Source organism: Bifidobacterium callitrichidarum (assembly GCF_003129905.1).
Classification (GTDB): Bacteria; Actinomycetota; Actinomycetes; order Actinomycetales; family Bifidobacteriaceae; genus Bifidobacterium; species Bifidobacterium callitrichidarum.
Genome location: NZ_QFFM01000048.1, coordinates 1 through 6,060 on the forward strand (window position 1 = coordinate 1; position 6,060 = coordinate 6,060).

The 6,060-nt window shown below is 62.1% G+C and carries 6 protein-coding genes; 3 read left to right on the forward strand and 3 right to left on the reverse strand.

What is annotated here, in order from left to right; translation table 11 throughout:
* Window positions 1–160 precede the first annotated feature (160 nt).
* A complete protein-coding gene (locus tag DF196_RS12965; protein ID WP_109058218.1) occupies window positions 161–1,054 on the reverse strand; it encodes a PHP domain-containing protein in 894 nt (297 codons plus the stop codon).
* A 179-nt stretch (window positions 1,055–1,233) separates the two neighbouring features.
* On the opposite strand from DF196_RS12965, the gene DF196_RS12970 reads away from it, so the two are divergent.
* Window positions 1,234–1,863, forward strand: coding sequence for a vitamin K epoxide reductase family protein (locus DF196_RS12970; protein ID WP_109058219.1), 630 nt, complete (start codon window positions 1,234–1,236; stop codon window positions 1,861–1,863).
* Window positions 1,864–1,939: 76 nt separating this feature from the next.
* On the opposite strand, the gene dapF is transcribed toward DF196_RS12970, so the two are convergent.
* Window positions 1,940–2,833, reverse strand: coding sequence for a diaminopimelate epimerase (gene dapF / locus DF196_RS12975; RefSeq protein WP_109058215.1), 894 nt, complete (start codon window positions 2,831–2,833; stop codon window positions 1,940–1,942).
* A 48-nt stretch (window positions 2,834–2,881) separates the two neighbouring features.
* Here dapF and murI point away from each other — a divergent pair, with 48 nt between their 5' ends.
* Together murI and DF196_RS12985 are read left to right on the forward strand one after the other, a co-directional pair.
* On the forward strand, window positions 2,882–3,676 hold the full coding sequence (gene murI, locus DF196_RS12980) for a glutamate racemase (RefSeq protein ID WP_109058216.1): 795 nt from the start codon (window positions 2,882–2,884) through the stop codon (window positions 3,674–3,676).
* A 232-nt stretch (window positions 3,677–3,908) separates the two neighbouring features.
* Window positions 3,909–4,757: a patatin family protein gene (locus DF196_RS12985; protein ID WP_170115087.1), complete on the forward strand. Its 849-nt coding sequence runs from the start codon at window positions 3,909–3,911 to the stop codon at window positions 4,755–4,757.
* Window positions 4,758–4,955: 198 nt separating this feature from the next.
* Here DF196_RS12985 and DF196_RS12990 read toward each other — a convergent pair whose 3' ends face one another.
* Window positions 4,956–5,852: an SPFH domain-containing protein gene (locus DF196_RS12990; RefSeq protein WP_109058217.1), complete on the reverse strand. Its 897-nt coding sequence runs from the start codon at window positions 5,850–5,852 to the stop codon at window positions 4,956–4,958.
* Between the last annotated feature and the right edge of the window lie 208 nt (window positions 5,853–6,060).

Sequence of the window (6,060 nt, forward strand, 5' to 3'; positions counted from 1 at the left end):
AAGCAAATAGCGGAGCTGTTTGTAGGCAATGTGCGAGACGACAGTCGAGCCAACAGAACACGAACGAAGTTCGTCCTCAATTGCAGGACGAGCTGGCTGCGAAGCGGACTGAGGGGTAGTCCAGTGGAACTTGGCTTAACGGAGTTTTTTATTTTCGAGACTACCGGTACAGCGGCAGCACCCCGCGCCTGACGATTTCGGCGACTGTGGACTCGTCGGTAAGGTTCTCCCCCAAACCGTTCGGCTTGCCCTTACCGTGCCAGTCGGATCCACCGGTGACCAGCAAACCGAAGCGACGGCATAGGGACAGCAAACGTTCGCGTTGTTCGGGCGGATTGCCCCGATGCCATACCTCCAGACCATCCAATCCTTCCCTGGCCAGCGTCTCGATCTGCTCGTCGGAGAGCAGTCGACGGTTGCGGCTCAGATCGCCGGCGTGGGCGACGAGCACCACGCCTCCGGCCTCCTTGACCGCGGCCACCACCTCATGCGAGGTCGGCGACGGCGTGGGAATGTAGTACTTGGAGGACGAGTTGACGGCGTCGGCAAAGGCCTGCGAACGGTTCTCGTATACGCCGGCGCTGACCAGCGCGTCGGCGATGTGAGGCCGACCGATCGTCGTCTTGCTACCTTCGCGCACCTGGGCGAGCACGGAGTCCCACGAGATGGGGTAATCGCGCGAGAGAAGCTCGACCATGCGCTGCGTGCGGCGCAGACGCGCCTCGCGGGTAGCAGCGAACAAATTCACGATGTGCGGGCTGTCCGGATCGTACTGGTAGCCCAGCATGTGCACGGACACGTCCTCGTCCGTAGCGGTGATCTCGGTGCCTCGCAACAGCGGCAACCCCACCCGACGGGCTGCGGCTTCGGCATCCGGCCAGCCGGCGGTGGTGTCGTGGTCGGAAATGGATACGCCCTTCAGACCGAGCGCCTTCGATTGCTCGGCAAGCGTGGCAGGTGTTTCCGTGCCGTCCGAGAAGACGGTATGGCAATGGATGTCCCATCCGGTTGCGGGCGGCGCCACAGGCATCACGTATCCAGTCATACCTTTTATCGTAACCCGTTTCACCGGCGTTTCCCGCGCGGACAGGCCGCATGACAACCGCAGACGCTACGCTGGAGCGCAGCATCCATCTTGAGGAGGTAGGTATGAGCAGCAACGCGACCGTTGAACAGAAGCACACCGACGTTTCCGAAACCGGGGAGTCGCGGACTACGGGAAGCACCGGGAGCATGGCTGGTCTTGTCGGATGGCGTCACGGCGCCACGTGGACGTATCTCGTCATGCTGATCGCCTCTGCCGTGGCGCTGGCTACCTCGTTCATCCTGTCCGCGGAGACGCTGCAGCTGGCCCGCAACCCCTCCGCATCGCTCGGATGCGACGTGAACGCAGTGATCTCCTGCTCCACCGTGGCCCAGTCCTGGCAGGCGGAGATCGTGAAATTCGGCGGACTGTCCTACCCGAACGCCTTCTTCGGCATCGCGGCGGAAAGCGTGTTCGTGACCATCGCGGTGATCGGTCTGGCGCGTGTGCGCGTGCCGCGCTGGTTCGCCGCCTGCACCTGGCTGGGCGGGCTGGCCGCGCTGGCGTACTCGTACTGGCTGAGCACGCAGTCGCTGTTCGTAATCCATGCGCTGTGCCCGTGGTGCCTGACGCTTATGTTCTCCACCACCATCCAGTTCATGGCGCTAAGCCATGCGACCGTGGCCGAGCAGGGGCTGCCGGCCGGCAAGGACGGCGAGGTTCCCGCAGGATTGGCGAAGTACTACCGTCTCAACATCGACCTGATGATCGATGTGCTGTGGATCGTGGCGATCGTGGTGCTGATTCTCGTGACCGAAGGCGCGGCGCTGTTCGCATAGACGATTGCTTCAGATTGCCCGGCAACACCCGGCAATGCACCATCGGGCGGCCTTCTAGGGCCGCCCTTTTCGTTTTTTACAGCAACGTCACATCGGCGACGAGCGTGGCCGAGCCGGTCAGACGCACGTCACGTTCGGTCACGTCCACGCGCAGGGTGCCGCCGCGCACGGTGATGTCCCAGTGGTCGATGCCGGTCTTGGACCGCAGCACAACGCCCGTGGCGCACAGGCCGGTGCCACAGGAAAGCGTTTCGCCGCAGCCGCGCTCGTTGACGCGCATCGTGGCCTCGCCCACGCCGGTGTTCTCGTCGATATCGTCGATGCGCACGAATTCCACGTTCTGGTCGGATTCGATGACCGGACGGACCTCGGGCTTGGTCACGAGGTCCAGGTCCTCGACCCTGGGCAGCGTGGCGAAGGCGTCCTCGATGACCGCCACCACATGCGGGTTGCCCATGTCCACGAACGTGCCGCGGGCTGCGCCTTCGGTGCCGGGGATGGTGACCTCGTAGGCGTCCTGCTCACCGATATGCCACTGGCCCATCTCGACCTGGAACACGTTGGCACCGTAGGGCTTCATATTGCCGCGGGGCGTGAGGATCTTCACGCCGGCGCGCGTGCCCAGACGGAACGGCTCGGTGGAGTCGGCCACGCCCACGCGCTGGGCGAACAACGTGATGGCGCGCGTGCCGTTGCCGCACATCTCCGCCAGCGAACCGTCGGCGTTGCGGTAGTCCATGAACCACTTGGCGCCGCCTGCGAGTGCGTCCGAAATCTGGTCGTCGCTGAGGTCGGAGACGAAATCAGGGCGGGTCAGGCGGATGAGGCCGTCACCGCCGATACCGAAATGCCGGTCGCACAGGAAGCGGACTTCCTCGGGCGTGGGTTCGAATTTGCCGGAGCGGTCAAGATAGACGACGAAATCGTTGCCGGTGGCGTGTGCCTTGGTCACTTGTTGCGGAAGACTCATGGCTTACAGAGTACTCTGGTAGTGACACAACACAGGGAGGAATCAGGCATGAGTTCTTTGGCTCCGATTGGCGTGTTCGATTCGGGCCTCGGCGGCATTTCGGTGGTACGTCAGATCATCCGGGACATGCCGGCCGAACATGTGCTGTATTTCGGCGATTCGGCGAATGCGCCGTATGGCACCAAAGCCCCGGAGCAGGTGCGCGCGTTGAGTTTCGCCATCGTGGAGCGGTTCGTGCGGCAGGGTGTCAAGGCCGTGGTCATCGCCTGCAACACCGCCACCTCCGCGGCCGTCAACGAGCTGCGTGAACATTACGACATCCCGATCATCGGCATGGAACCGGCGTTGAAGGTGGCCTGCGACCGTGGCGACGTGCCGTCCGACCCGCATCACATCCCGCAGCGCGTGATCGTGGCCGCCACTCCCCTGACGTTGCGCGAGCGCAAGTTCGCCAAGCTGATGGAGCGCTTCGACTCGAATAATGAGATTTACAAGGAGCCATGCCCCGATCTGGTGGAGATCGTGGAGTCCGGCCGTCTTGGCGACCATGATCTGGTGATGCGCACGTTGCACGGGTATTTCGACCAGTATGACCTGGACCGCATCGACTCCGTGGTGCTCGGCTGCACGCATTTCGTGTTCTACCGCGATTACTTCCGCGAACTGCTGCCGGAACGTGCCGCGATCATCGACGGCAACGAGGGCACGGTACGTCATCTCGGCGTGGTGTTGGAATCGCTGGGCCAACTTGCGCCAGACGGCGCGGCAGGCGGCGTGGAACTCGCCAACTCCGACCCGTCGGAGCGCATCGCCACACTTTCACGCAATCTGCTGGGCCGATAATGGCTTAACGAACGGCCGGTCGGCGCCCCGGTCGTCCCATGGTGTCGGGAAAATCCCATGCTGTAGGGACACCAAAAGCACACATCCGCGGAATCAAGCCGTTTTCCGTCACCGCATCATGGGATTTTCCCTACACCATGCGCGAATCCCTACAGCATGGCGTTGTCCAGTCGGCGCGCGTAAGCTCGAATCCATTAGCCAACGCAGGGGTTTCTTTACACAGGGGGTAGTCATGGCAGTCAAGTCCGCGATGATCGATGTGGGCGGCGGATTCCGCGCGATTTTCGGGTGCGGCGTGATGGACCGCATGCTGGAGGACGGCATCGACGTGGACATGTGCTACGGCATCTCCGCCGGCGCGGCCAACATGACCTCGTTCATCGCCCGCCAGCACGGCCGCAATCACACGTTCTATACCAAGTACGCCTTCCGCAAGGAGTACGCGAGCGCGGAAAGCTACTTCAAGAACCACAACTTCGCCAACCTCGACTACATCTATGGCACGCTGAGCAACCACGACGGCGAGTATCCGGTGGATTTCGAGGCGTTCGAGGCCAATCCCACCGGCTTCACGGTGGTGGCCTGCAACGCGGAGGACGGTTCGACCAAGTACTTCGACAAGTCACGCATCCATTTCGACGACTTTGACGTGGTCAAGGCGTCCTCGGCGGTGCCGGTGGCGTGCGAACCGTATGTGGTGGACGGCGTACCGTATTATGACGGCGGCATCGCCGACCCGGTGCCGGTGCAGAAGGCGCTGGACGATGGCTATGAGAAGGTGATCCTGATTCTCTCCCGTCTGCGTGACGAGGTGCGTCAGCAGCGCAAGGACCTCGCGCCAGCCCGTATTCTGGAACGTACATACCCGGCAGCGGCGGAGCGTCTGCGTATGCGCTACAAGACCTACAACGATGAGATCGAGCTCGCCAAGCGGTATGAGGAGGAGGGCCGCGTGCTCATCCTGGCGCCCGAGGACCTGTACGGCCTCAATACCTTGAAGAAAAACTTCGAGGGCCTCGAGATGATGTATCGCAAGGGTTACGCTGCTGCCGAAGCCATCCCTGAGTTTTTGGGAAAGTAGGACTCGACCCTAAGGCTCCCCTCCCGGAGGGGAGCCGTCGACGGAGTCGACTGAGGGGAGATTTCATGAAAGAAACTCATTTTCGAATGATCTCTCGGCCGCCCATAACGGCAATGCACTCATCCCTGAGCATCAAAGAAAAGGCTCTGTCGGATGGACAGAGCCAAAACGGTTTCCTCCGTTGCTCAACCGCCGCGCCTACTTGCCCGACTTCACGTCGGAGGCGGTGAGCATGGCCTTGGTGACCTGTTCGTACAGATCCTGGTAGCCGCCCGGCGTGGAGGCCGGCAGCACCACGGTCTTGGCGTTGCCGGATTCGGACAGCGACCGCATCACGTCGAGGTACTGGTTGAACAGCACCACGTTGTTCACGTCGTTGATGCTCATGCCCACGGCCTGCAGGCTCTTGATCTGATCCACGATGCCGTTGGCGATCTCGCGGCGGTAGTTGGCTTGGCCCTCACCTTGCAGACGGGTCTTCTCGGCCTCGGCGGCGGCCTGTGTCTCGATCTGGATGCGCTGGGCCTCGGCACGCTGGCGGGTGGCTTCCTTCTCACGTTGGGCGGCGTTGATGGAGTCCATCGCGTTCTTGACCTGCGGTGAGGGGTCGATGGCGGTGATCAGCGTCTTGACCACGGTGAAACCGAACCGGCTCATCTCGTTGCCCACGGTCTTCTGCACGTCGGAGGCCACGTCGTCCTTGCGGGCGAAGGCGTCGTCCAGGGTCAGCGCCGGGATGGCGGAACGCAGCGCGTCCTCCATGTACGAACGCAGCTGGCCGGCCGGATCGCGCAGCTCGTAGTACGCGGTGGCGACGTTCTCGGGATTCACGCGGAACTGGGTGGAGGCCACCACGGTGACGAACACGTTGTCCAACGTCTTGGTCTCCAACTGCACGTTGAGCTGGTTCACACGCATGTTGGTCTTCATGGCGATGCGGTCCACGAACGGAATCCTCATGTGGATGCCGGCGAACTGCACTTTCTGGAACTTACCGAATCGTTCGATGATGTACGCCTGCTGCTGCGGCACCACGAAAATCGCGGCGAACAGCAACAGGATGATGATAATGAGCAGGATAAGCAGCAATAGCATGGTTCCTCCGAAAACGGCTAGGATAGACGACAATGAAAGCCCCCTTTCAACAAGGGCCAAGCACGGCCTTCCTTGAGCCGTGACCCAACATCTTCCATGCTACCAGCGCAAACGCGGGCCGGACAGGTGGGCGACGTGCCTCACGTTTTTTGAGCGCGTAGGGTGTGGTGGTGCCTCATCGGGAATGAGCGCGAACGGTATCGGTCCT